General features: G+C 67.6%; 15 protein-coding genes. 7 read left to right on the top strand and 8 right to left on the bottom strand.

Annotated features, from left to right (window positions below; genetic code table 11):
• The first annotated feature begins 3 nt into the window (after positions 1 to 3).
• Complete coding sequence (locus C566_RS0100660; protein WP_026266252.1) at positions 4 to 993, top strand: M56 family metallopeptidase; 990 nt, start codon at positions 4 to 6, stop codon at positions 991 to 993.
• A 119-nt stretch (positions 994 to 1,112) separates the two neighbouring features.
• On the opposite strand, the gene C566_RS20365 is transcribed toward C566_RS0100660, so the two are convergent.
• Together C566_RS20365 and C566_RS0100650 are read right to left on the bottom strand one after the other, a co-directional pair.
• Positions 1,113 to 2,639 (bottom strand): M20/M25/M40 family metallo-hydrolase, encoded by a 1,527-nt coding sequence (locus tag C566_RS20365; RefSeq protein ID WP_018772398.1) that lies wholly within the window; start codon positions 2,637 to 2,639, stop codon positions 1,113 to 1,115.
• 181 nt (positions 2,640 to 2,820) lie between these two features.
• Positions 2,821 to 4,929: a DNA gyrase/topoisomerase IV subunit B gene (locus tag C566_RS0100650; protein ID WP_018772397.1), complete on the bottom strand. Its 2,109-nt coding sequence runs from the start codon at positions 4,927 to 4,929 to the stop codon at positions 2,821 to 2,823.
• Positions 4,930 to 5,179: 250 nt separating this feature from the next.
• Here C566_RS0100650 and C566_RS23025 point away from each other — a divergent pair, with 250 nt between their 5' ends.
• The gene (locus C566_RS23025) at positions 5,180 to 5,401 is read left to right on the top strand and encodes a DUF7455 domain-containing protein (protein WP_026266251.1); all 222 of its coding nucleotides are present in this window, start codon (positions 5,180 to 5,182) and stop codon (positions 5,399 to 5,401) included.
• A gap of 257 nt (positions 5,402 to 5,658) precedes the next feature.
• Here C566_RS23025 and C566_RS0100640 read toward each other — a convergent pair whose 3' ends face one another.
• The 4 genes from C566_RS0100640 to C566_RS0100625 all read right to left on the bottom strand — a co-directional run bounded on the left by C566_RS0100640 (position 5,659) and on the right by C566_RS0100625 (position 11,179).
• Positions 5,659 to 6,996 (bottom strand): RNA polymerase sigma factor, encoded by a 1,338-nt coding sequence (locus C566_RS0100640; RefSeq protein WP_018772396.1) that lies wholly within the window; start codon positions 6,994 to 6,996, stop codon positions 5,659 to 5,661.
• A 284-nt stretch (positions 6,997 to 7,280) separates the two neighbouring features.
• Positions 7,281 to 8,735, bottom strand: a complete 1,455-nt coding sequence (locus tag C566_RS0100635) for a DUF4192 family protein (protein WP_018772395.1) — start codon at positions 8,733 to 8,735, stop codon at positions 7,281 to 7,283.
• 139 nt (positions 8,736 to 8,874) lie between these two features.
• On the bottom strand, positions 8,875 to 10,206 hold the full coding sequence (locus C566_RS0100630) for an MFS transporter (RefSeq protein ID WP_018772394.1): 1,332 nt from the start codon (positions 10,204 to 10,206) through the stop codon (positions 8,875 to 8,877).
• A gap of 34 nt (positions 10,207 to 10,240) precedes the next feature.
• Positions 10,241 to 11,179: a proteasome assembly chaperone family protein gene (locus tag C566_RS0100625; RefSeq protein WP_018772393.1), complete on the bottom strand. Its 939-nt coding sequence runs from the start codon at positions 11,177 to 11,179 to the stop codon at positions 10,241 to 10,243.
• A 380-nt stretch (positions 11,180 to 11,559) separates the two neighbouring features.
• Here C566_RS0100625 and C566_RS0100620 point away from each other — a divergent pair, with 380 nt between their 5' ends.
• The 4 genes from C566_RS0100620 to C566_RS0100605 all read left to right on the top strand — a co-directional run bounded on the left by C566_RS0100620 (position 11,560) and on the right by C566_RS0100605 (position 17,120).
• Positions 11,560 to 13,086, top strand: a complete 1,527-nt coding sequence (locus C566_RS0100620) for a leucyl aminopeptidase (protein WP_026266250.1) — start codon at positions 11,560 to 11,562, stop codon at positions 13,084 to 13,086.
• Positions 13,087 to 13,349: 263 nt separating this feature from the next.
• Positions 13,350 to 14,735: a dihydrolipoyl dehydrogenase gene (gene lpdA / locus C566_RS0100615; protein WP_018772391.1), complete on the top strand. Its 1,386-nt coding sequence runs from the start codon at positions 13,350 to 13,352 to the stop codon at positions 14,733 to 14,735.
• A 126-nt stretch (positions 14,736 to 14,861) separates the two neighbouring features.
• Positions 14,862 to 16,619 carry a 2-oxoglutarate dehydrogenase, E2 component, dihydrolipoamide succinyltransferase gene (sucB, locus tag C566_RS0100610; RefSeq protein WP_018772390.1) on the top strand — a complete coding sequence of 586 codons (1,758 nt, stop codon included), beginning with the start codon at positions 14,862 to 14,864 and terminating at the stop codon, positions 16,617 to 16,619.
• Positions 16,620 to 16,769: 150 nt separating this feature from the next.
• Positions 16,770 to 17,120, top strand: a complete 351-nt coding sequence (locus C566_RS0100605) for a hypothetical protein (protein WP_018772389.1) — start codon at positions 16,770 to 16,772, stop codon at positions 17,118 to 17,120.
• A gap of 106 nt (positions 17,121 to 17,226) precedes the next feature.
• On the opposite strand, the gene C566_RS0100600 is transcribed toward C566_RS0100605, so the two are convergent.
• Positions 17,227 to 17,607 (bottom strand): VOC family protein, encoded by a 381-nt coding sequence (locus tag C566_RS0100600; RefSeq protein WP_018772388.1) that lies wholly within the window; start codon positions 17,605 to 17,607, stop codon positions 17,227 to 17,229.
• A 179-nt stretch (positions 17,608 to 17,786) separates the two neighbouring features.
• On the opposite strand from C566_RS0100600, the gene C566_RS0100595 reads away from it, so the two are divergent.
• Positions 17,787 to 18,215 (top strand): OsmC family protein, encoded by a 429-nt coding sequence (locus C566_RS0100595; RefSeq protein ID WP_026266249.1) that lies wholly within the window; start codon positions 17,787 to 17,789, stop codon positions 18,213 to 18,215.
• 114 nt (positions 18,216 to 18,329) lie between these two features.
• On the opposite strand, the gene C566_RS0100590 is transcribed toward C566_RS0100595, so the two are convergent.
• The gene (locus tag C566_RS0100590) at positions 18,330 to 21,935 is read right to left on the bottom strand and encodes a S41 family peptidase (RefSeq protein WP_018772386.1); all 3,606 of its coding nucleotides are present in this window, start codon (positions 21,933 to 21,935) and stop codon (positions 18,330 to 18,332) included.
• Positions 21,936 to 21,951: the final 16 nt, after the last annotated feature.

The raw sequence follows: 21,951 nt of genomic DNA, 5'->3' as shown, positions 1-21,951 counted from the left end.
CCGATGTTCTGGACCTCATATTTTCTGGCGGTCCTGGCGATAGCATTGGCGTGGCCGGTGCCTATCCTGCTCTCCCGTGCACAGTGGCCGGCCCGCTCCCCCTTCACGGCGATGCTGCTGTGGCAGGCGATCGCCCTGGCCGGCGGCCTGTCCATGATCGGCGCCATGCTGGTCTACGGGCTCGAGCCGGTCGGGGACAACCTGCTCTCCGGCCTGCGGGCGCTGGGGGGAATGGTCTTCCACAATGCACCCACCACAGAACTGGGCTTCTGGCACATCTTTGCGCTCTCGGCCGCGGCCCTGCTGACGGCGCACCTGGTATTTACCCTGCTGCTGACCTACTACAAGATCCAGCGCCAGCGCCGGCGCCACCGCGAGCTGCTGGACCTTCTGGCCTCACCGTCCTCCGACGGCCCGGGGACCATGGTCCTGAACGTGGACTCGCCCGTGGCGTACTGCCTGCCCGGCGGCGCACGGTCTGTGACTGTTCTCTCCGACGGCCTCATGGCCGCCCTGGAACCCGATGAATTGCGCGCCGTGCTGATTCACGAGAACGCCCACCTGAGCCAGCGCCACCACCTCCTGCTGTGGGCCTTCGCCGCGTGGCGCCAGGCCCTGCCGTGGCTGCCCACCACCCGGCTGGCGCAGGAGTCGGTCAACTCCCTGATCGAGATGCTGGCCGACGACGTTGCGCTCAAGACGGAGAGCAAGGCGACCCTGATCAGGGCGATTGCCATTGTGGCCAGCGGGTCCCAGGCCACCCCGGCGGTGCGCATGGCATTCGGCGAGCCTCGCCTGTCCGACGTCGACCCCAGCCAGCCCGGCGCCACCGGAGGCAGTGGCTCGGCGGGTACGACGGCGTCCCGCGTCAGCCGCCTGCTCTCGCCGCAGCCGCCGCTGTCGGAACCGCTTCGCGCCGCCGTCCTGGCCTGCTGCGTGCTCCTGCTGGCCGTGCCGACGGCCCTGTTGCTGGTCCCCGGCCTGCTCGGCTAAGGCCGGTCCCCCGCCAACCTGGTCCGCGCGGAACCTGATCTTCCCGCCCAGACGCCGGACCGCCGCGCCACAGGAGCGGCGGAGCGGCCGGTTTCGCGCCAGGTTAGCCCTCTGCGCCGCTATTTCAGCAGCTTGCTGGCCTTGAATTCGAGGTCGACGTTGCCGGACCCGTTGCCCTTGGACGTTCCATTGATCGCCGAGGTGGTCATGGCGAAGGTCAGTGTCGAGTGGGCGATCGCGTCGGCCATTTGCTCCAGCACAGTGGTATTGACGTTGCGGATGGTGTCGCAGGCCTGGTGGTAGCAGGCGTCATGCGCCACGTTCGGTGTCCCGCCGAACACCGCCGCCTCCGCCACCGTCTTAAGGTCTTCCGCGCCGGTGAACAGGCCACCCGCCGGAATCCCGTTGTTGATGAACCCGGAGTAGTCCGAGCGCCCGTCGAACTGCGTCGGGGCAGTAGGCAGGTTCTGGGACTTGAAGTAGTCCAGGAAGACCTTCTCGACGAGTCCGGAGCCATTGGGGCCCTTCGTGCCGAAGGAGGAGCCGTCGCCGTCGTAGACGAACCGCACAAAGTTCGGCGAGCCGACCATGTCGAAGTTGAGGTTGACCGCGTGGGCCTTGATCTGGCTCGCCGTCAGCTGGGAGGTGTAGAAGTCGGAGCCGACAAGTCCGGGCTCCTCCCCTCCCCAGAAGGCGAAGCGGACCCGGTTCACGGGGGTCTGGCCCGACGCCTTCAGCCGGATCGCCGTCTCGAGGATGGCGGCTGTCCCGGTGCCGTTGTCGTTGATGCCCGGCCCTTCCGGCACGGAATCCAGATGCGCCCCCACCAGGACGGTGCGGTCCGCCCGTCCGCCGGTGTCGGCCAGGATGTTGAACGAGGTCAGCTTGGTGAGGGTGGAATTCACGGCGAGGTGCATGCTGACACCGGTCAGCCCGGCGAGTTCGGCGCCGGTGGCGAAGCTGGTGCTGACCACCGGAATACCTGCCTGAGGCGCACCCAGCGTGCCGCCGAAGAGGGCAAAGCGCTCGTCCGCCGGGTCGTCGTTGCCCTGGTTGAAGATGATGACGCCGGTTGCCCCGGCCGCGGCGGCGTTGTCCGCCTTGATCCGGAAACTGCAGGTGCCGCGCTGGATCAGGGCGATGTTGCCCGGCGAGAACGCGCCGAAGTCAGCCGCCTCGCAGCCGCTGGTGGAGGCCCGGTCGCCGGCCAGGTTGATGTCGACGGCGGTCAGTGGGGCCGTGACGTCGCCGGAACCGGAGTATTCCATATCGAGGAAGCCGTCCGGGGCGTCATAGGCGTAGGTTTTCGGGGATGGCGAGAGACGCTCCAGCGATGCCGAGACGGTGTCGTAGCGCTCGTAGGGGAAGGTTTGGCGGACCGGGGTGTAGCCGGCGGCCCGCAACTTGCGCTCGATGTACCGGGCGGAGGCTTCGTAGCCCGGCGTAAAGGCAGCGCGGGTGCCGCCGTTGGCGTCCGCGACGGCCTGGAGCGCCGCGAGGTGCTTCATGATGTTCGTTGCCGACACGGCGGCACGCAGGGGTGCCGTGTTTGTTCCGTTGTCAGCGAGTGCGGGCGGCGCAAAACTGGCCGCCAATCCGATCGAGGCGGCGATGGCCGCGCGGCGGATATTCCGGCGTTGCTTCATAGGGTTCTCCTGGATTCGGCTGCGGAATCCAATCCGGGCGTCCTTGCCCGCATGGGTGAGATGAAGCTATCGGAAGCACCTTGGGCAAAGGTTGGGAGAACCGGACGCCGGCGAAGCCGCCGCGAGGGCAGGGATATCCGTCGGCGGGGCGTCCGGCCGGACACGTCCCGCCGGCGGGGCGTCAGGCATCGATGCGCTCCCGGTCCAGGTTGGCGGCGCCTGCAATGATGAAGTCCTTGCGGGGCGCCACGTCCGAGCCCATCAGCAGGTCGAAAGTCTCTTCGGCCTGCTTGGCGTTCTCGATCCCGACCTTGCGGAGCGTCCGGTGGCGCGGGTCCATGGTGGTTTCGGCCAGCTGCTCGGCATCCATTTCGCCCAGGCCCTTGTACCGCTGGATCGGCTCCTTGTAGCGCTTGCCCTCCTTGGCGAGCCGCGCCAGCAGGACGTGGAGCTCAGCCTCGGAGTAGGTGTAGATCATCTCGTTGGCCTTCTGGCCGGCGTTGACAACCTCAACACGGTGCAGCGGCGGGACGGCGGCGAAGACGCGGCCCTCGTCGATCATCGGGCGCATGTAGCGGAAGAAGAGCGTCAGGAGCAGGGTTCGGATGTGGGCGCCGTCGACGTCGGCGTCGGTCATCAGGATCACTTTGCCGTACCGGGCGGCGCTGATGTCGAACGTCCGGCCGGAACCGGCCCCCACCACCTGGATCAGCGCCGCGCACTCGGCGTTGGAGAGCATGTCCCCCACCGAGGCCTTCTGGACGTTGAGGATTTTGCCGCGGATCGGCAGCAGCGCCTGGAAGTCGGAGGACCTCGCCAGTTTGGCGGTGCCGAGCGCGGAGTCACCTTCGACGATGAACAGTTCGGAGCGTCCGACGTCGTCGGTGCGGCAGTCGGCGAGCTTGGTGGGCATGGAGGAGGTCTCCAGCGCATTCTTGCGGCGCTGGGTTTCCTTGTGGACCCGCGCCGAGATGCGGGACTTCATCTCGCTGACGATCTTTTCCAGCAGCAGCGCGGACTGGGCCTTGTCGTTGCGGTTCGCGGAGGTCAGCTTCGCGGTGATCTCCTGTTCCACCACCTTGGCCACGATGGCCCGGACGGCCGAGGTGCCCAGGATTTCCTTGGTCTGGCCCTCGAACTGCGGTTCGGCCAGCCGGACGGTCAGGACCGCGGTCAGGCCGGCGAAGATGTCATCTTTTTCGATCTTGTCGTTGCCGGCCTTGAGCTTGCGGGCATTGGTCTCCACGGCCTTGCGGAAGGTCTTGAGCAGGGCCTGTTCGAAACCGGACTGGTGGGTGCCGCCCTTGGGCGTGGAAATGATGTTGACGAAGGTGCGGACCGTGCTGTCGTAGCCGATCCCCCAGCGCAGCGCGACGTCGACCTCACAGTCGCGCTCGACCTCCGCGAGCTGGCTGTGGCCCTTTTCGTCGAGGACGGGGACGGTTTCCTTGAATTTCCCGGCACCGTGGAGGCGCCAGATATCCGTGACGGCGGGGTCGGCGGCGAGGAAGTCGACAAATTCGGAGATGCCGCCGTCGTGGTGGAAGACCTCCTCATGCGGGCCGGATTCGCCGGGGGTGCCGGCAATCCTGCGTTCATCCCGGACCGTGAGCTTCAGTCCGGGGACCAGGAAAGAGGTCTGGCGGGCACGCGCGGCGAGGTCATCGTAGGAAAATTTGGCGTCGGGCGTGAAGATTTGCCGGTCCGCCCAGTAGCGGATCCGGGTGCCGGTCACGCCGCGCTTGGCTTTCCCCACGACGTCGAGCACAGAGCCGTCGATGAAGGGTTCGAAGAGGGTCGCGGGGTCCGGCTTGGTGCCCGGATCCTTGAACCGGCCCGGCTCCCCGCGGCGGAAGGACATCTTGTACGTCTTGCCGCCGCGGTCGACTTCGACGTCGAGGCGGGCCGAGAGCGCGTTGACCACCGAGGCGCCAACGCCGTGCAGGCCGCCGGAGGCGGTGTAGGAACCGCCGCCAAACTTTCCGCCGGCGTGCAGTTTCGTGAACACGACTTCGACGCCGGTCAGCCCGGTTTTCGGTTCGACGTCCACGGGGATGCCGCGGCCGTCGTCGTGGATCTCGACCGAGTTGTCCGCGTGGAGGATGATTTTGATGTCGTGGCCGAAACCGGCGAGGGCCTCGTCGACGGAGTTGTCGATGATTTCCCAGAGGCAGTGCATGAGTCCGCGGGAGTCCGTGGAGCCGATGTACATGCCCGGGCGCTTACGGACGGCCTCGAGGCCCTCCAGCACGGAGAGGTGCCGGGCGGTGTAATCAGAACTGGGTGCCACGGGTCGTGAACTCCTTACAGGATCGGGACGGCCACCGCAGCGTGCGCAGGCGGCAGTCACAGAATTTGACGCTCTTCCTAGGTTAGTCGGACTCCGGGTGATCCACCGCTTGCCACTCCCCGCGGGGACTCTCCGGCCCCTCGCCGTTACTGAGACGTGATACGCGGACAGCGAAAGTAGGCCATCCGTGCCATGGTTTGGCCCCGAATGCTGGTTATATAGGTATACCGATCTACTAAGGAGGCCGAACATGACAACAGCAGTTGCGGACCGCACACTGACCGCCGCAGACCGGTGCGATCGTTGCGGAGCACAGGCATATGTCCGAGTTGTTCTCGGTGCCTCCGGCGGTGAGCTTCTTTTCTGCGGCCACCACGCACGCGCCGTAGAACCGACACTCAAGCCGCTCAGTTCAGACTGGCATGATGAGACTGACCGCCTTCACCAGAAGGCCCCGGTTCCGGTCGACTAGACCGCTCCGGTTTCGGCCCGGCATCCCACAGGGTTCCGGGCGACCTGGGACCATTGCATCAGGGCCCCTCCATACCGGAGGGGCCCTGATTCGTTATGTGCCGTTTCGTCAGGTGCCGGTTCGGTTAAGTGCCGTGCACCCGGCTGCGGCGGCCAAAAGCAACGCGGGGTCCCTTCCGGCCCGTTCCTCCGGTGAGGACGGGCGGGAAGGGACCCCGCGTTGCTGTGAACTTTTGCTTGGCCTGTGACCAGTGGCGCTTAGTCCAGGTAGTCGCGCAGGACCTGTGAGCGCGACGGGTGCCGCAGCTTGGACATGGTCTTGGATTCGATCTGGCGGATGCGCTCGCGTGTCACACCGTAGACCTTGCCGATTTCGTCTAAAGTCTTCGGCTGGCCGTCGGTAAGGCCGAAGCGCATTGCGACCACGCCGGCTTCGCGCTCGGAGAGCGTGTCCAGCACCGAGTGCAGCTGTTCCTGCAGCAGGGTGAAGCTCACGGCATCCGCGGGAACCACGGCTTCAGAGTCCTCGATGAGGTCGCCGAATTCGGAGTCGCCGTCCTCGCCGAGCGGGGTGTGCAGCGAGATGGGCTCGCGGCCGTACTTCTGGACCTCCACGACCTTTTCCGGGGTCATGTCGAGTTCGAGGGCCAGCTCCTCCGGGGTGGGTTCGCGGCCGAGGTCCTGCAGCATCTGGCGCTGGACGCGGGCCAGCTTGTTGATGACTTCCACCATGTGCACCGGGATGCGGATGGTGCGGGCCTGGTCGGCCATGGCGCGGGTGATCGCCTGGCGGATCCACCACGTGGCGTACGTGGAGAACTTGAAGCCCTTGGTGTAGTCGAACTTCTCGACCGCACGGATCAGGCCCAGGTTGCCTTCCTGGATCAGGTCCAGGAACAGCATGCCGCGGCCGGTGTAGCGCTTGGCCAGCGAGACGACGAGGCGGAGGTTGGCCTCCAGCAGGTGGTTCTTGGCGCGCTTGCCGTCGTGGATGACGAATTCGAGCTCGCGCTTGAGTTTCGGATCCATGGTGCCGTCGTCGGCGGCGATCTTTTCTTCAGCGAAGAGACCGGCCTCGATCCGCAGGGCCAGGTCGACTTCCTGCTCGGCATTCAGCAGGGCGACCTTGCCGATCTGCTTCAGGTAGTCCTTGACGGGGTCGGCGGTGGCGCCGGCAGACATAACCTGCTGCACCGGGGCGTCGTCGTCGTCGGCGTCGGAGTAGACGAAGCCGGAGCCGGTGGTGGCCGCGGCCTTGCCGGCGACTTCCTCGCCTTCTACTTCGTCGCCGAGCTCGGCGGCGTCGGGCGTGATGTCGTCGAGATCCTCTTCGGCGTCGACGTCATCGTCAGACGTACTGGCAGAGTTGCCGGCGGCTTCTGCCGCGGCTTTCGCGCCGGGCTTGGGCCCGCGCTTCTTGGGCTCAGGCTTGGCGACTCCGGTTACGGTGTCGCCACCCTCTGCGGAAGCGGCGTCCTTGACAGCCTTGTTGGCTGCGCGCGTGGCGGCGCGCTTGGCGTTGGTCGCCGCCTTCTTCTCCTCAGGGGACAATTCGGCCTGGTCGGCGGGTTCCTTCTTCGCGGAAGACGGGGTCACTGAAAACCTTTCTAGCTGCGGTCTGCGGAATCACCATACGGGCAACACCACTATGACCCTGTCAAGTCCGTGTTCAACATCAGGTGCAACCACGACCAGCAGAGCCACTTAGTAGAACTGCTGGGGCGGCCTTAATGTTCCCCGTTTCCAAGGGACATTTAGGGCACTTGATACACGGACCCAACCGGGTCTCGGCAACCATTGTCTCACGGTTTTCAGGCCGGGTGCCTTTCGCGACGCCGGGTCGTCGATATCGCGGCGGCTTCGCCCGCCGCGTCAGGACCTCATGCCGCGTCCGGGGCAAACTTCTGCCAGGCCGCCTCCCGCCTGGCAGCCCAGCCGCAAAGGGTGCCGCGCCGGCCAAGCTCTGCCAGCAATTCTGCGAGCCTGTACCCCGGGTGGCCCTGCAAGGCCTGGCGGTAGAGCGCGTCGGCGTAGGAGCCCCGGCCACGGCACCATTCGATCCAGCCCCGTGCCGTCACGGCGGCTGCCGTTGGCTCCCCGTCACCAAGACCGCCGAGCCGTTCAAGGACCCGCTCGAGGCCGACCATCAGGGTCCAGTCCGGGACCGACGGCGCCAGTCCGAGCAGGACTTCCCCGTAACCGGGAACAGCCTCGGCAGCCGGCACGGCGCCAGCGGCGGGGCCTCCGCGGGCGGACGCGTCCGGCAGCGGCGTCCGCGGCACGGACCTGGAAGAGGAAGTGCGGCCGGACATTGGACCCGGCAGGGGGCTGGGCGTCGGTCCGGGCCGTGAGGCGGCCATGTTTCCAGGCAAGACGGCGGACCCGAGGTCCGGGTCGAACATGCCGAAGTCCTCAGCGCCGCGTTCGGCCGCGGACCGTCCGGCTGCGGTCATCACCAGCACCGCGTCCCGCCATGACGGAATGCACAGGCTGGCCCGCAGATAGCCGGCGAGTTCCGGCGACAGCTGCAGGGACCGGCCCGCGGTCCTGGGATCGGGCGCCCCGGAACCGGTGGTCCCGGCGTCGGGGACGGCACCCTGGGCCGCGTCACCCGGGGTGGGGACAGCAACCTGCTCCGGGCCAATGGCGGCCTGCAGGGCCATCGTCCAGACATCGAGGACCTGGTCGAATTGGGCCCGGTCCCGCCGTCGCGGGGCGAATTGCTCCGCCCAGCCGCACTCGGCAAGGCTCACCGCGGGGTCGACGGGCAGCGCCGCCGGGGTGGTCCCTTGAGCGCCGGGGACGGCGCCGACGCTGCTGCCGCGGTAGACCATCTCGGCGTTGAGCCTGCTGTTCCTGATCTGCTCGACCGGCCGGCCGGGCATCCCACAGCATTCCGGGTCGCTGCAGTGCGCGTTGCGCCAGAACTTAGTACCGATAATCCAGGCGTCCCTCACGGGCAATCCGGCTGCCTCGAGGGCAAGCTCGAGTTCCTTGAGCAGGGCCGCCCACGGATTGCCGTCTCCGGCGCTGTCAGCGTCCGTGCCAGCGTCAGCATCGGCATCGGCATCAGTGAAGAAGGCCAGCAGCGAACCGTCAGCCGCGTCGTCCGCCTGCAGATAGGTCACGACGTTTCGCGCGAAGCCGGCCAGCATGTCCCTCCGGCCTGAGCCGCCTCCGGGCACGGGGAGGTCGACGCGCAAGGTGGCTCCAAGGCGTTTGCCTTGCAAGGTCATGGCCACGAGGCTGTGTTCCGGCCAGTAACCGAGGGAGTGCGGGATGAAGCCCAGGATGTCTTCGGGGCCGGTTATTTTCAGGTGATCGGGAGCTGTCATAAGCCCAGCTTCGCGGCGGCCGGGTTCCCGGCGGCAGTACCGGATTGCGCTATGTGGATAACCCATCGTGAATAGGCGCATGACACCCGAACGCCGAAGGGCTCCCCGCAGAACCACCCGAATCTGCCAAACGAACGGCTCAGGGCGTGCGGCGGCGCTCCGCGACCAGCCTGCGCTGCTCGGCGAGGGACTTGAGCAGGGGCGGAACCATGACTCCCTGGGCCGCCATCTGGCGCCGGACCTTCCGCCGGGTCACGATGATGGCAGCTGCTCCCCCGGCCAGCAGCAGGAACTGCACGCTCAGTGCCACGCGGAACGGATCCAGGCCATAGAGCTCCCCCTGCGAGAACCCGGTGGCATGCAGGACGTCGAGCACCAGCCCGATCAGGTAGATGGACACCAGCGCGGCGATGAAGCCGCCCACGTTGACGATCCCGGTGGCGGTGCCGAGCCGGTGGGCCGGGTTGAAGGTCCGGGCGAAGTCGAAGCCGATCATGGAGCCGGGGCCGCCGACGGCGAGGGTCACCACGAGCGCGGCCAGGAGCCAGAGCGGCGCGCGTCCCGGCACCAGCAGGACCGCTGCCCAGGCGGCGGCAGTGCATCCGGAAATGAGCAGCACCATGGTGGAGCGCCGCAGCGGATGCCGGGCAACGAACCTGCCCATCAAGGGTCCGGCGGCGATGGCGGCGGCGACGTACAGCGCCATGAGGGCCGAGACCGTGCCGCGGTCCAGCCCCTCGGCCGAAATCAGGAAAGGGTAGCCCCACGTCATGGCAAAGACCGTGCCGCTGAACTGGACGGTGAAGTGGCTCCACAGCCCGAGACGGGTCCCGGGTTGCCGCCAGGCGTGTCCCAGCGAAATGCCGGTGGCACGCAGCCCCTGGGACTGTGCAGGCGCGGAGTGCCCGGGCGGAAGGTCCTGGAGCAGGATCAGGACCAGCACGACGGCGAGGCCGGACATCGCGGCGAGGGTCAGGAAGGCAGGAGTCCACCCCGCGGAGTGCAGGATCATGGCGAACGGCACCACGCTGAAGAGCTGGCCGAGCTGACCGGACATGCCGGTCAGCTGCGTCAGAAGCGGGACGCGCCCCGGGGCGAACCAGAGCGGGATGAGCCGGATTACGGAGATAAACGTCATGGCGTCACCGGCGCCCACCAGGACGCGTCCCAGGACTCCGCCGGGAATGTTGTCGGCAAATGCCAGCTGAAGCTGGCCGAGTCCCATCAGGACACCGCCGCCGGCGAGCATGGCGCGGGAGCCGAACCGGTCCACCAGAATGCCCACGGGAATCTGCAGCGCCGCGTAGACCAGCAGCTGCAGCACGGTGAAGAAGGAGATCTCCGCGGCACTGGCGTGGAAGCGTTCCGTTGCCTCCAGCCCGACCACCCCGAAAGAGGTCCGCTGGCTGACCGCCACGAGATAGGCGAAGATCCCGACGATCCAGATCAGCCAGGCGCGGGGAGAGGTCACTCCCCCATTATGCCCGGTTCATGATAAATAGTATTTATTCGCCGGGTTCTTTACGGGCCAGGTACGCCTCGACGGCGGCACCAAGGGCGTCGGCGTTGGGGAGCTGGTCGTTTTCGTCCGCCAGCAGCGACCTCCTGACCGTCCCCTCGGCCTTTTCGTCATATCGGGTCTCCAGCCGCGAGACCACCTGCTGGACCTCTTCGGATGCCTCGATCTGCTCGGCAATCTGCCGGCCCACCTCGCGTCCCGCCTCGCGCAGACGGTCGGTCGGCAACATGAGCGAGGTTGCCGCGCCCAGGTACTCGAGTCCGGCTACGGCGGCCGTGGGGTACTCGGCTTCGGCCAGGTAATGCGGCACGTGGATCACATAGCCGGCGATGTTCCGGCCGGCCTCCGTCAGCCGCAACTCCAGGATGTGGCCCACCGCGGCCGGCACCTCCACTGTGGGCTTCCAGACAGAGATTCCCTCGATCAGCTCCGGACGGTTGCCGTGCACGGTCACACCGACCGGCCGGGTGTGGGGAACGGGCATCGGGATCGAGTGGATCCAGGTGACGAGGTTGACGTCGAGCTCTTCGACGAGGCCGACGACGGCGCGCGCGAAACGCTCCCATTGCAGGTCCGGCTCGAACCCCGCGAGGAGCAGGAACGGGCTGCCCAGTCCGTCGACCAACCGGTAGAGAGCCAGGCTCGGCGCCTGGTAATCCTGCAGGTGGTCCTCGACGAAGCTGATCTGGGGGCGCCGGGACCGGTAGTCGATCAGCTGGTCGGCGTCGAACTCGGCGATCATCTCGGCATCGAGCGTGTCCAGCAGTTCAGCGGTGATTTGCCGGACCACGTGACCGGCGTCGGCGAAGCCGGTGAACCCCATGACGAGGTTGAGTCCGCGCAGTTCGGTGCTGGAGAACAGCGCGTCATCACGGACATAAAGCGACTGTGGATCCAGCAAAGAGCCGGAAATCCGTTCAATCACGGCGTGTTCCTTTCACGATGGCGGCGGTGGGACAAGCGGGGCGCGGTTCGGGTCATCCGAGGCCGGTGCCAGGCAGAACCGCCAGTCAGGCAGATCCTGCCGGCCAGTGCCATGGAGCACTCACCGCACGGCAACGCCTTTACCACTACAACGCCCCGGCCCCCGGGCTAATTCCTGCCCGGGGTGTGCTCCAGCTCTCATTCGATTGAATGTCCGCACGGTCGAGAGACTACGATCGGTGGTGGCCCCAAGGGCTTGTTTTGCAGACACCGGGTTGCGTCCCACACCGACGGCGCCCCGGGATCCGTGGCAGGGCGCCAAACATGCAGTTCCTGCCGAATATCACCGAGAACCATCACAGAGAATTGAGGACTGTCCTCGTGGTCAAGAATAGTGAAGTCAAACTTAGTGCAGTCGCAGGGGATTTGAAGAAGTCCCCCAGCGATGCCCTCGTCATCGGCGTCGGACAGGGTCCGGACGGTCCGGTCCTGCTCGAGAATCCGCTGACGGCCAAGGCCGCGGAGGCCCTGGCGGAGTCACTGAGCGTTCTTGGCATCACGGGCGCGGCGGACCAGGCTCACCGGCTGCCCGGCCTGCCCGAGGCGGGAGCCACCATCCTGCTGCTCGCCGGCGTCGGCAAGCTGTCCGCGAAGCAGCCGCTCACCGAGGAGGCCCTGCGCCGCGCCGCCGGTTCGGCCGTCCGCCAACTGGCCGGCGTCACCACCGTTACCCTGGCCCTGCCGACGACCACCCTGGCCGAGGTCGCGGCGGTCGCCGAGGGCGCCGCGATGGGCGCCTACTCCTACACGGAGTTCCGGTCCTCCAAGGACGGGCTCAAGGACCCGGTGAAGAACGTCGTCATCCGCACCGACTTCGCCGCGGACAAGGCCCTGGCACCCGTGCTGGAGCGCGCTGCCCTGATCGGCAAGGCCGTCAACGCCACCCGCTCGCTGGTCAACCAGCCGCCGAGCCACCTGTACCCCGAAACGTTTGCCGACGCCGCCAAGGAACTGGCCAAGGGCCTGCCCGTCAAGGTGACCGTCTGGGACGAGAAGCGCCTGGAGAAGGACGGCTTCGGCGGCATCCTCGGCGTCGGCAAGGGCTCCACCCGCCAGCCGCGCCTCGTAAAGGTCGAATACGCCCCCGCCAAGGCCACCGCCAAGATCGCGCTCGTGGGCAAGGGCATCACCTTCGACACCGGCGGCATCTCGCTCAAGCCGCACCTCGGCATGGGCGACATGAAATCCGACATGGCAGGCGCCGCCGTCGTGCTGAACACCGTCCTGGCGATCGCCGAACTGGGCCTGCCGGTCAAGGCGACCGCCTGGCTGTGCATCGCAGAGAACATGCCTTCCGGCGCCGCGCAGCGTCCCGCCGACGTGCTGACCATCTTCGGCGGCAAGACCGTCGAGGTCCTCAACACCGACGCCGAGGGGCGGCTGGTCATGGCCGATGGCATCGTCGCCGCCAGCCAGGAATTCCCGGACGCCATCATCGACGTCGCAACCCTCACCGGCGCCCAGCTCATTGCCCTGGGCGACCGCACCGCCGGCGTGATGGGTTCCGACTCCCTCACCGGCGCCATCAAGACCGCCGCGGACCGTGCCGGCGAGCTCGTCTGGCCCATGCCGCTGCCGGAAGAACTCCGGGCCAGCCTCGACTCACAGGTCGCCGACATCGCCAACATCGGCGAACGCCACGGCGGCATGATGACGGCAGCCGTATTCCTGCGCGAATTCGTCGGCAAGGGCAAGGACGGGGAACAGATCCCGTGGGCGCACATCGACATCGCCGGGCCGTCGTTCAACAACGGCAGCCCCTACGGCTACAACCACAAACAGGGCACGGGCTGCACCGTCCGCACCCTGGTGGCCTACGTCGAGGACATCCTCGCCAACGCCGTCTAGCGCGCACGGCAGCTTTGTGGCCGGGGCGGCGATGCCTTCCCGGCCACAAAGCCGCGTGACACTGGACACAAGCGCTCCACAAACGCCATGGCAAGGTGGAGCATGTATTAGTGGTTCGCTAAGGTAAACCTTGTTTCCCAGAAGCAGAACCAAATGAAGTAGTCACCAATGAAAGGGAACCGCCCGGCCCAATCACGGCAGGCAGGTTCCAAGACCAGATGATGCGTACTCTCGTGTCATCGTTCACGCGAGGGAGCGTTTTAGTGGCCGATCAGGCAACTGCGCAAGAATTCGACATCCTGGTACTCGGCGGCGGCAGCGGCGGCTACGCCACCGCCCTCCGTGCTGTCCAGCTTGGCCTCACCGTCGGCCTCATCGAAAAGGGCAAGCTCGGCGGCACGTGCCTCCACAACGGCTGTATCCCCACCAAGGCCCTGCTGCACTCGGCAGAGCTGGCCGACCACGCCCGCGACTCGGCCAAGTACGGCGTCAACGTGACCCTTGACAGCATCGACATCACCGCTGTCAACGCTTACAAGGACGGCATCATTGCCGGCAAGTTCAAAGGCCTGCAGGGTCTGATCAAGGGCAAGAAGGGCATCACCGTCATTGAGGGTGAAGGCAAGCTTCAGGGCACCGACACCGTCGTCGTGAACGGCACCGCGTACAAGGGCAAGAACATTGTCCTCGCGACCGGCTCCTACTCCCGCACGCTGCCGGGCCTGGAAATCGGCGGCAAGGTCATCACCTCCGACGAAGCCCTCACCATGGACTACATCCCCAAGAGCGCGATCATCCTGGGCGGCGGCGTGATCGGCGTCGAGTTCGCTTCGGTCTGGAAGTCCTTTGGCGTCGACGTCACGATCGTCGAAGGCCTCCCGTCGCTGGTTCCGAACGAGGACGCCACGATCGTCAAGGCATTCGAGCGCGCCTTCAAGAAGCGCGGCATCAAGTTCTCCACCGGAGTCTTCTTCCAGGGTGTCGAGCAGAACGACGACGGCGTGAAGGTCACCCTCGTGGACGGCAAGACCTTCGAAGCCGACCTCCTGCTCGTCGCCGTCGGCCGCGGCCCTGTCACGGCGAACCTCGGCTACGAAGAGGCCGGGATCACGATCGACCGCGGCTTCGTCATCACCAACGAGCGCCTGCACACCGGCGTCGGCAACATCTTCGCCGTCGGCGACATCGTCCCCGGCGTGCAACTGGCCCACCGCGGCTACCAGCAGGGTATCTTCGTCGCCGAAGAGATCGCCGGCCTGAAGCCGGTCATCGTCGAAGACGTCAACATCCCCAAGGTCACCTACTCCGAGCCCGAGATCGCCACTGTCGGCTACAGCGAGAAGGCCGCCAAGGAGAAGTTCGGCGAGGACCAGATCCAGACCCAGGAATACAACCTGGCCGGCAACGGCAAGAGCTCCATCCTGGGCACGTCCGGCCTGGTCAAGCTGGTCCGCCAGAAAGACGGCCCCGTGGTCGGCGTCCACATGATCGGCGCCCGCATGGGCGAGCAGATCGGTGAAGCCCAGCTGATCGTGAACTGGGAAGCCTACCCGGAGGACGTGGCCCAGCTGGTCCACGCCCACCCCACCCAGAACGAATCCCTGGGCGAGGCGCATCTGGCGCTGGCGGGCAAGCCCCTCCACGGCTAGCAGCTCCGACCGCACCACCGCAAGAACTCTGTGCTTGGTGCACCCGGCCGAAAATGCCGGGTGCACTAAGCTCAACCAAGGCAGCAATCATCCGCACTAAAGATCAATAAGGAGAACGGGGACGACATGTCTGAATCCGTTAACTTGCCCGCCCTCGGTGAGAGCGTCACCGAAGGAACCGTCACCCGCTGGCTCAAGCAGGTCGGTGACCGGGTAGAGGTGGACGAGCCGCTGCTCGAAGTCTCCACCGACAAAGTAGACACCGAGATCCCCTCTCCGATCGCCGGCGTGATCGAGGAAATCCTCGTCGCCGAGGACGAGACCGCTGAAGTTGGCGCCCCGCTGGTCCGCATCGGCTCCGGCGATGCCGCCCCGGCCGCCGCGGAGGCTCCGGCCACCGCGCCCGCCGAAGAAGCCCCGGCCGCCCAAGAGGCCCCCGCGGAGGCACCGGCCGCCGAAGCTCCCGCCGCCCCCGCTGCCGAGGCGCCGGCTGCCGCTCCCGTTTCTGCTCCGGCGGGTGAAGGACACGACGTCACGCTGCCGGCCCTGGGCGAAAGCGTCACCGAAGGCACTGTGACCCGCTGGCTGAAGAGCGTCGGCGACACCGTAGAGGTCGACGAGCCGCTGCTCGAGGTTTCCACCGACAAGGTTGACACCGAAATCCCGTCCCCGGTTGCCGGAACCCTCCTGGAAATCCGCGTCAACGAGGACGAGACGGCCGAGGTCGGCTCCGTCCTGGCCGTCATCGGCTCCGGCGCCGCGGCACCTGCCGCACCGGCGCCCGCCGCTGCACCCGCACCGGCACCGGAAGCCCCCAAGCAGGAAGCTCCCGCCGCCCCGGCTCCGGAAGCACCCAAGCAGGAAGCCCCCGCTGCTCCGGCTGCGGCACCCGCCGCGCCGGCCGCTGCTCCCGCTGCTCCGGCTCCGGCAGCAGCTGCCGCACCGGCAGAGTCCGGCTACGTCACTCCACTGGTCCGCAAGCTGGCCAACCAGCAGGGTGTCGACATCGCGGCCCTGACCGGCACCGGTGTCGGCGGCCGAATCCGCAAGCAGGATGTGCTGGCAGCTGCTGAGGCAAAGGCGGCACCGGCCGCTTCCGCACCGGCGGCGACAGCAGCGGCCCCCGCCGCATCTGCGCCGGCCGCAGGCGCAGCATCCTCGCTGCGCGGCACCGTGCAGAAGGCCCCGCGCATCCGCCAGGTCATCGCCCGCCGCATGCGCGAGTCACTGGACATCTCCACGCAGCTGACCCAGGTCCACGAGGTCGACATGACCAAGGTGGCCAAGCTGCGCGCCAAGGCCAAGAACTCCTTCCAGGCCCAGAACGGCTCCAAGCTGACCTTCCTGCCCTTCATCGCCAAGGCTGTCGCCGAGGCCCTGAAGCAGCACCCGAAGGTCAACGCCTCCTACGACGAGGACAAGCAGGAGATCACCTACCACAACGCCGAGCACCTGGCGATTGCGGTGGACACTGACAAGGGCCTGCTGGTTCCGGTCATCTCGGACGCCGGCAACCTGAACCTGGCCGGCCTGGCCGGCAAGATCGCCGACGTCGCCGACCGCACCCGCAACGGCAAGATCGGCCCGGACGAACTCTCCGGCGGCACCTTCAGCATCACCAACATCGGTTCGGTGGGCGCCCTGTTCGACACCCCGATCATCAACCAGCCGCAGGTTGCCATCCTCGGCACCGGCGCGATCGTCAAGCGGGCCGTAGTGGTCGCCGACGAGAACGGCGATGACTCGCTGGCCATCCGTTCGATGATGTACCTCTCCCTGACGTACGACCACCGTCTGGTCGACGGCGCCGACGCGGGACGCTTCCTGCAAACGCTGAAGGCACGCCTTGAAGAAGGCGCCTTCGAAGCCGACCTCGGCCTCTAAGGTCTAAAAGAACACGACGGCGGCGGCGGTGCGGGCTCCGGTGGGAAACCACCGGGTGCCCGTGCCGCCGCCGCCGTTTTTGCTGTTCCTTCCCGGGGCCCGCGGCGGGTCCTACTACGGTGCGTAGAAGACTCTGGCTACACTGATGCCATGAACATCGTCTATAACGTCATGGTCTTCCTGCACATCATCGGCGCCGCCATGATTGTCGGCATCTGGATCGGCCAGATGAAGAAGCCCACCGTCCACCCGCGCCAGTTCGACGGCGCGATGCTGCAGCTGATCACGGGCATCATCATGATGGGACTGATCCCGGCCCTGGACATGAACGCCAACTACGCCAAGCTCGGCGTCAAGCTCGTCATCGCCCTGATCGTCGGCGTGCTGGCCTTCATTGGCCGCCGCAAGTACAAGAAGGGCGAGCCGATCAGCAAGGGCCTCGCCAACAGCGTTGGCGGCCTGGCACTGCTCAACGTTGCGATCGCGACCCTGTGGCAGTAACAGGCTGACTGCACCGGCCATGACGGCGCCGCTCCCCCGCCGGGGTGCGGCGCCGCCGTCGTTAAGCCCCCGCCGTAAAGGCCGCCGCCGTTAGGCCGGCCTGTCACTAGCCAGCGATGCAGAATTCGTTGCCCTCGGGATCCTGCATGACATCCCAGTGGAAGTCGCCAATGTCATTGCCCTCCACGAACCCGGCACCAAGGGACTCGGCGCGGGCACGCAACGCCGCAGGGTCCGGCCCATGGATGTCCAGGTGCAGGCGCCGCCTGCCGTCCGTGGGTTCCTGGACCTGTTGGAAGGCCAACTGCGGGGCTCCGGGGCCGGCGGGCTCCAGCCAGACGAACTGTTCGAAGCGCGAGGAGACCGCCGTGCCCAACAGCTCAGCCCAGAACTGCGCCAGGCGCCCGGCGTCGACGGCGTTGACCATGATCGTGGCGATGCGCGCAGTGGGCGCCCCTGGCGCCTGCGCATCTTCGGTAAATTCCATGACCACACTGTACGGACAACCGCTGCACGGACAACACCGTACAGCGAACTTTCTGCTCAGGTCACAATCCTCTGACAGCGGAACCCCTGTGCGGCGGCCGCACAGAATCCCTAGGATTGACCAAGGCAGGCTCCGGCACCCGCCGGATCCCTGATTCACAACGACGTCGAGGAGTGGACATGGCAACAACACGCACCGCACACACTGTATGGAATGGCGACCTGATGACAGGCGCCGGCAACACCACCCTGGACAGCTCCGGGCTGGGCAACTTCGACGTCACCTGGAAGGCGCGCGCCGAGGCCGCCGAAGGCAAGACCAGCCCCGAGGAGCTCATTGCGGCGGCACACTCCGCCTGTTTCTCGATGGCGTTCAGCAACGCCCTGGCCCAGGCCGGCCACACGGCCGAGGAGATCAACACCAAGGCCGACGTGACGTTCCAGCCGGGCACCGGGATCACCGGCAGCCACCTCACCCTGGCCGCGCGGGTCCCCGGCATTTCCGCCGACGACTTCCAGCGGCTCGCCGAGGAGGCCAAGACCGGCTGCCCCGTCTCCGCTGCCCTGACCGGCATCGAGATCACCCTGGACGCCACCCTGGCCTCCTAGCTCCGGCCGCAGTACGACGCGAGGCCCCCGCCGCCCTGGAATTTCCAGGGTGGCGGGGGCCTTTGTCATCTGTCCTGCGCGGACCGTCTGTGCGGGTCTCGCGGGCGGTAGCGCCTAGGCCTGGCCGGCCTGCTGGCGCGCAGGCAGCGGTGCGGGCCGGACCCGGCGGTATCCCTCGCGCAGCGGCGGACGGTCCGTGGGCAGTTCCTGGATCATTTCCTTCAGCGCCCCGATTCCGTACTCCAGCTGCGGGTCGGTTCCGGCGGCGTAGGCGTGCGGCGGGAAGGTCACCTCGATATCCGGGGTGACACCGAAGTTTTCCACGCCCCAGCCAACGCCACCGGCGAACCAGGTGGCGTAGCGCGGCTGGGTGACGCCGGTGCCGTCGGCCAGCGCGAAGCGGTTGTCGATCCCGACGACGCCGCCCCAAGTGCGGGTGCCAATGACGGGCCCGATCCCCCGCAGCTTGGAGACCTGGGTGATGATGTCGCCATCGGAGCCGGCGAACTCATCAGTGAGGATGATGACCGGTCCGCGGGGAGCGTGGTGCGGGTACGTCCGCGGCTTTTCCCCACGCGGCATGCTCCAGCCGGTGACCTTTCGCCCGATGAGCTCAGCCACCAGCTGGGACGTGTGCCCGCCGCGGTTCCGCCGGACATCGACGATCAGTCCGTCCAGGGCCGTTTCGGTATCGAGGTCGCGGTGCAGCTGGGCCCAGCCGTTGGCCATCATGTCCGGGATGTGCAGGTAGCCGAATGTCCCGTTCGAGGCTTCCCGGACGGTCCGCCGGTTGCCGGAGACCCATTCCTGGTAGCGCAGGCGCTCCTCGTCCTTGACCGGGACCACGGCCACGCGGCGCTGGGCGCCCGCGGCCGCACCGTGGCCGGCGCCGTTGCGCAGGGTGAGTTCCACGGCGCGGCCGGCCGCTCCGACGAGCTGCACTGCCGGGGTCCGCGTTTGCGTGAGTTCGACGCCGTCGATGGCCAGCAGGACGTCGCCCGGTTTGGCGTCGGCGCCGGGCCGGGTCAGCGGCGAGGTGGCCAGCGGGTCCGAGGACTCCCCCGCGAGGATGCGGGTGATTTCCCAGCCCTCGCCGGTGAACTCCAGATCCGCGCCGAGGCGGCCCTGCGGGCTGCTGCCGTTCTCGACAGCGGCCATGGGGCGGACGTAGGCGTGGGAGGTGCCGAGCTCGCCGTGCAGCTCCCACAGCAGGTCCACAAGGTCGTCATGGGAGCCGAGGCGCTCGACCACCGGACGATAGCGGGCATGGACGGACTCCCAGTCCTGGCCGGCCATGTCCTCGGTCCAGAAGAAGTCGCGCTGGAGCCGCCATGCCTCGTCAAAGGCCTGGCCCCACACACTGAGCGGGTCCAGCTGCACCCGGATGCGGCCAAGATCCACCTTGACCAGCTGGCCGGAGTCCTCGTCGGCCTTGGCGGCGGCCGGCGCCACGCGGATCTGCTTGTCCTGGATGAACACAATCTTTTCGCCGTCACCGGAGAGCCGGTAGCTGTCCAGGGCCTCAACGATCGTGGCGGTGCGGCGCTTGGCCAGGTCGTAGCGGACCAGGCTCGGCGCCGCGCCCTTGTCCTCGAGGCTGGCCCGGCCCTCACCGGTGGTGCCGGCGAGCTCGCTGTCCAGCCAGAGCAGGGCGCCGGCGACGGCGGTGAGTCCGGCGTAGTTGCCTTGCGGCACCGGGACCCCGATGACGCGGTGGGCCAGGCCCTCGGCGTCGACCCGCACGGACGGCACGGGTTTGGCTGCCGGCTGCGTCCCGGGCGCAGCACCTGCCGGTCCGACGGCGCCTGCCGCAGCAGCGGCGGCGTCGTCAGCGGAGAGCTGGAGGTCGATGCTCGGACCGAACGGCGACGGTGTGTCGGCGGCGAGGGCGACGAGGTACGGCTTGATCGGGCTCGGGAAGGACAGATCGAAGGAGTGGCCGTCGTAGACCGGATCGAAACTGCGGTTGGAGAGGAAGGCGAGGTATTTGCCGTCCGGGGTGAACGACGGTGACTCGTCGCGGAACCGGCCGTCGGTGACATCAATGATCGCCGCGCCGGTGCCGCCGTCGATTCGGGTGATCCGGAGCCGGCTGCGGGATCCGAAGGACGTGACCGGCTCGGACCAGCCGAGCCACGCGGAGTCCGGGGACCACGTGAATCCCTCAATGCTGCCCTCGCCGATGCTGCTCAGCTGGGATATGGTGCCCGTGCGTGTGTCGGCAAGGTAAATATCACCGAAGGCGGTGCCGACAGCCAGCCAGCGCCCGTCCGGGCTGGCTTCGATGGCGCTGGCCCGGCTGGGCTTGGGGAAGTCGATCCGCGTCAGCTGATCGGAGGCAGGCGCTGCCTCCACGGCGGTGCCCGCACCGGCCCGGTCGGGCCGGGAGCCGGAGATGGAGCCGGATGCGTCTGCAGCAGCCGCGGCCGGGCCCGCCGTGACCGGGCTGGACACTGAACCGCCGGCAGCGGCGGGGGTTGATCCTGCGCCAGTCAGCGCGGCGGCGGACACCGGCTTCGGCAACTGTATGCCGGCGTCTTCGGAGGTGGCGTTGGACTGGGCAGCGGGCTCGACAGGGGCCTGCGCGGCGGCCTGCGGAGCCTTCGATGTTGCCGCAACCGCGCCGGCCAGGGGAGCCGCAATGGCTTTCAGGTACAGGGCCTCGACGCCGTCGTGGTCGGCGACATAGGCGATCCGGCCCTCGCCGAAGGGCCGCGGCAGCCGTGCTCGCACGCCCGGTGTGGCTTCGAGGACGCGGGAAGGGCCGTCCTTGTGCCGCAGCCAGTGGACGGTTCCGTGGGATTCGACGGCACTGGACGCGCCCGTGCGGTCCGGTACGACGTCGCCAAGGTGCTTCGAGGGCTTCAGCGGGGCGGGGCGGCGCGCCTGCGAGGCGGAGCCGAGCACAATGTCGAGCTTGACGGCCTCGGCGTCGAGGCTGGGAAGCAGCCAGAGCTCGCCGGCCGATTCGAAGATGACGCGTTCGCCGTCGGTGGCGGCGTGGCGGACGTAGAAGTCCTCGTGGTCCGTGTGGCGCCGCAGGTCGCTGCCGTTAGGCAGCACGGAATAGAGGTTTCCGTAGCCCTCGTGGTCGGACAGGAACGCGATCCGACCCTTGACCCACAGCGGGTCCGTGAGGTTTCCGTCCAGCGCGGCGGCGAGCCGGACGAATTCACCGTTTCCGTCGGCGTCGATCCACAGCTTGCCGGCGGCGCCGCCGCGGTAGCGCTTCCACCAGGCGGGCTCACGCGACAGGACGCTGGCGAGCACCACGGGGCGTTCGTCGCCGACGACGGGGCCATAGGCCACGGACTCGACGGGGCCGAACGGGAGTTCCTGCGCCCAGCCGCCGGTCACGGGGAGGCTGTAGGCGTGGGTGTGACGGCTGTCTGACTGGCGGAATGCGCTGGTGACCAGAACGTCGCCGTCGGGCGTGAAGCCCTTGACCCGGGTGGAAGGGTGGCCGAAGTAGCTCAGCTGGCTGTAGCCGCCGCCGTCGACGTTGGCCGTGACGACCTCCGGGGCAGTCCCCTGCACGACGGTCCAGACAAGGCGCTTGCCGTCGGGGGTGAAGCGGGGGTTGCGGGCCGGCAATTGCAGGGAGGACACGCGCCAGGCGCGGCCCCCGCCCACGGGTGCAATCCAGACGTCGTCCTCGGCCACAAAAGTGACCAGATCGCCGTGCAGATGCGGGAAACGGAAGTAACTCGAGGGGGTCATCGTTCGATCATAGCGA

Origin of the sequence: Arthrobacter sp. 131MFCol6.1 (genome assembly GCF_000374925.1) — a bacterium.
GTDB lineage: Bacteria > Actinomycetota > Actinomycetes > Actinomycetales > Micrococcaceae > Arthrobacter.
The sequence above is the reverse complement of the archived record's forward strand: the minus strand, read 5'-3'. Positions and strand labels throughout refer to the sequence as shown.